The 4,327-nt window shown below is 64.9% G+C and carries 2 protein-coding genes; both read right to left on the bottom strand.

Features of this window, described 5'->3' with window-relative positions; translation table 11 throughout:
- Positions 1–1,275: efflux transporter outer membrane subunit (locus tag EOC06_RS33400; protein ID WP_128309801.1), on the bottom strand; the 1,275-nt coding region annotated here is incomplete at its 3' end.
- Between the two features lie 12 nt (positions 1,276–1,287).
- Positions 1,288–4,327, bottom strand: a 3,040-nt coding sequence (locus EOC06_RS33395) for an efflux RND transporter permease subunit (protein WP_128309800.1), incomplete at its 5' end; no start/stop codon positions are given.

The following is a 4,327-nucleotide window of genomic DNA, read 5'->3' as shown; positions in this document are numbered from 1 at the left end:
CTTGTAGAGCGTGCCTTCGAGCCGCGCCGCATCGCCATAGGATTTCGCCGAAGAGGCGAGCTTGGCGATCCGGATGCGCTCCTGCGACAACAGCACCAGCGCGTTCTCGACATCCTCGAGCGCCGTCAGCACCGAAGACCGGTATGCGATGAAATATTGATCGCGCTGTGCCTTGGCGACCTCGACGGCCGCCTGCAATTGGCCGGCATTGAACACCGGCACGCTGAGCGTCGGCCCGAACGACCAGCCGATCGACGAGTTCTTGCCGAGATCGCCAAGCTTCAGCGCCGCCGTGCTGATGTCTCCCGTCAGGCTGACCGAGGGATAGCGGGCGGCCTCTGCCTGGCCGATCTTGGCGGTGTATTGCGCATATTGGCGCTCCGCCATGCGCAAATCGGGCCGCGAAAGCAAGAGGTCGGCGGGAATTCCGGTGGGCATCGGCAGGCGTGGTGCAGGGATCGGGGCGACCCGCTTCAGCCGCTCGCTGAGCGAGGCAGGCGGCCGGCCGGCCAGCACCGCGAGACGATGCACGGCCTGGGCATAGCTTGCCTCCAGCGTCGGCACCGCGGCTTCGGTGCTCGCGGCCTGCCCCATCGCCTTGGCGACATCGGCGGCGGTCGCCGTGCCCGCCTGCGCCATGGTGCGGGTAAGTTCGGCGGTCTGCCTTTGCGACGCGGCCGAGCGCCGGGCGAGTGCGATGCGGGCCTGGTAGCCGCGCGCCTGGGTATAATAGGAAGCGACATCGCCGACCAGGGTGAGAAGCGTCGAGCGCAGTTCCTCCTGCGAGGCGTCCAGCCCGTAGCGCGCGGCCTCGACGCCCCTGCGGTTGGCGCCGAACAGGTCGAGCTCCCAGCTTGCATCGAAGCCGGCCTGGTACTCGCTGTAGGTGGCGTCAGAGCCTGTTGTGGTCTCGGCCGATTTGTTGCGGGTGGCCGAGCCGGAGCCGTCGACCGACGGCAGCAACGTGCCGGCACTCTGGCGGTAGCTGGCGCGCGCCTCGCGGATTTTTGCCTTGGCGGTGGCGACATCGAGATTGCCGGCAACCGCTTCCTCGACAAGCGTGTTCAACTCGGGATCGCGCAGCTGCTGCCACCATTTCGAAAGTTGCGCCGGCTGGGCAGGCTTTGTCGGCTTCTGGCCGCTCCAGCTTGCAGGCATCGCCAATATGGGCGTCTGATAATCCGGACCGACGACGCATCCAGCGAGCAGGACAGCGGTAATCATAGGCGCAAGAAGCCGCCTCGCGGCCACCGAGCCACGTTCCAAACCTGTCATGTGAAGTTTTCCTTATTGCTGGTTGGCCGTCACCGGCGTCTCGCCCGTATCTGGTTTGGCCGCCCTGCCCTTGAAGATGCGCCGCACGGTGACGAACAACAGCGGCACCAGGAAGACGCCGATCACGGTCGCCGCGATCATGCCGCCCATCACGCCGATGCCGACCGAGTTCTGCGCGCCCGAGCCAGCACCGCTGGCAATCGCCAGCGGCAACACGCCGAGGATGAAGGCCAGCGACGTCATCAGGATCGGCCGCAGCCGCTGTCGTGCTGCCTCAAGTGTCGCCTCGACGAGCCCCATCCCGGCGGTCTGCCGCTCGATGGCGAACTCGACGATGAGGATGGCATTCTTGGCCGCGAGACCGATCGTGGTCAGCAGGCCGACCTTGAAATAGACGTCGTTGGACTGGCCGAACAGGCTTGCCGCCAGCAGCGCGCCGAAGATGCCGATCGGCACCGACAGCATGACCGCGAACGGGATCGACCAGCTCTCGTAGAGTGCGGCCAGGCACAGGAACACGACCAGCGCCGAAATCGCGTAGAGCGACAGCGCCTGGTTGCCCGAAAGCCGTTCCTGGTGCGACAGGCCGGTCCATTCGTGCGAATAGCCGGGCGGCAATTGCGCCACCAGCCGGTCGATCTCGTCCATGGCCGCACCCGAACTCACGCCCGGAGCCGCGGCACCCTGGATCTCGACTGCCGCCGACCCATTATAGCGTTCAAGCCGGGGCGAACCGAACGTCCAGTGACTGGAGGCGAAGGCCGAGAACGGCACCATGGCGCCACTGGCATTGCGCACCTGCCATTTGTCGAGGTCTTCCGGCTGCATGCGGAAGTTCGCGTCCGACTGCATGTAGACCGGCTTCACCCGCCCGCGGTCGATGAAATCGTTGACGTAGTCGCTGCCCCAAGCGGAGGACAGCGTGTTGTTGATGTCGGCCAGGCTGACGCCGAGCGCGCTGGCCTTTTCCTGGTCGATGTCGACGGAGAATTGCGGCTGATCCTCCTGGCCGTTGGGCCTTGTGGCGGTGAGCAGCTTGCTCTGCCCGGCCAGGGCCAGAAGCTGGTTGCGCGTTTGGATCAGCGCATCATGGCCGGCGCCGTTGACATCCTGCAAGTAGAAATCGAAGCCGTTGGTGTTGCCAAAACCCTGGATGGCGGGCGGGGCAAGCGCGAAGACCTGCGCATCCCTGATCTTGGAGAAGGCGCCCATGGCGCGGCGGGCGACCGCTTGCGCCGACAGGGCCGGTGATTTGCGCTGGCTGAATTCCTTCATCGGCACGAAAGCAATGCCGACATTCTGCCCGGCGCCGCCGAAGCCGAAGCCGGAAGCGGTGAAGACCCCTTCGACAGCCTCCTTTTCCTCCTTGAGATAGTGATCGGTCACTTCAGCCAGCACGCGCTCGGTGCGGTCCTGCGTCGCGCCGACCGGCAGCGACACGCTGGTGATCAGGATGCCTTGGTCTTCTTCCGGCAGGAACGAGCTCGGCAGCCGGGCAAACATCCAGCCCATGGCGATGACGATGGCGAGGAAGACGGCGAGGAAGCGCCAGGACCGGTTGATGATGCCGTGCGAGCCGTCGCGATAGGCCGTCGTGCCGCGGTCGAAGACGCGGTTGAACCAGCCGAACGGGCCGGTCTGCGTCGCATGGTCCTTGGGCCGCCGCAGGATCGTGGCGCATAACGCCGGCGTCAGCACCAGGGCCACCAGCACCGACAGCACCATGGCCGAGACGATGGTTACCGAGAATTGCCGGTAGATGATGCCGGTCGAACCGCCGAAGAAGGCCATCGGCACGAACACCGCCGACAAAACAGTAGCGATGCCGACCAGCGCGCCGGTGATCTCGCCCATCGATTTTCGCGTCGCCTCCTTTGGCGACAGATCTTCCTCCTGCATCACGCGCTCGACATTCTCGACCACGACGATCGCGTCGTCGACAAGCAGGCCGATGGCCAGCACCATGGCGAACATGGTCAGTGTGTTGACCGAATAGCCGAAGAAGGAGAGCACGCCGAATGTGCCGAGCAGCACCACCGGCACGGCAATCGTCGGGATGATGGTGGCCCGCAGATTCTGCAGGAAGATGAACATCACCAGGAACACCAGCACGATCGCCTCGGCCAGCGTCTTGACCACCTCCTCGATCGACAGCCGCACGAAGGGCGAAGTGTCGTAGGGGTAGACGACCTCGACGCCCTGCGGGAAGGTCGAGCTCAACCGATTGATTGTCGTGCGCACCGCTTCGGCCGTGCTGATGGCGTTGGCGCCGGTCGCGAGGTTGATCGCGACACCGGCCGCCGGCTGGCCATTGTAGCGGGCCGCCGTCGTATAGCTTTCAGCGCCGAGCTCGACGGTGGCGACATCGTTGAGGCGAACCAGCGAGCCGTCGACCGTGCTCTTCAGGATGATGTTGCGGAACTGTTCGGCGGTCTGCAGCCGGCTCTTGGCCGTCACCGTGGCATTGAGCTGCTGGCCCTTGCGTTGCGGCATGCCGCCGAGCTGGCCGGCCGAAACCTGCGTGTTCTGCGCCTCGATCGCCGAAGCCACGTCGCTCGGCATCAACGTGTATGTGGCGAGCTTGTCGGGATCGAGCCAGATGCGCATGGCATAGCTGGAGCCGAACAGCTGCGTCGAGCCGACGCCTTCGACGCGCTTCAGCGTGTCGTTGATGGTTGAGTCGACATAGTCGGCCAGATCGGTCGAGTTCATCTTGCCGTCGCTGGAGACGAAGCCGATGACCATCAGGAAGCCGGTCGAGGATTTGGAGACGGTGATGCCGTTGCTCTGCACCACTTGCGGCAGCTGCGACTGGACCAGCTGCAACTTGTTTTGCGTCTGCACCTGGGCGGTGTCGGGATCGGCCGCGGTGGTGAAGGTCAGCGTGATCGTCGCCGCTCCGGTCGAGGTCGAGGTCGCCGTCATGTAGTCGAGATTGTCGATGCCGGTCATGCCTTGCTCGATGACCTTGGTCACCGAATTCTCGACGGTCGACGCATCGGCACCCGGATAGGTGGCGCTGATGTTGACGGTGGTTGGCGCGATCTGCGGA

The organism is Mesorhizobium sp. M7A.F.Ca.MR.362.00.0.0 (assembly GCF_004023175.1).
Taxonomy (GTDB): domain Bacteria; phylum Pseudomonadota; class Alphaproteobacteria; order Rhizobiales; family Rhizobiaceae; genus Mesorhizobium.
Note: the sequence above shows the minus strand (reverse complement) of the source record. Positions and strands in the feature narration are given on the sequence as shown.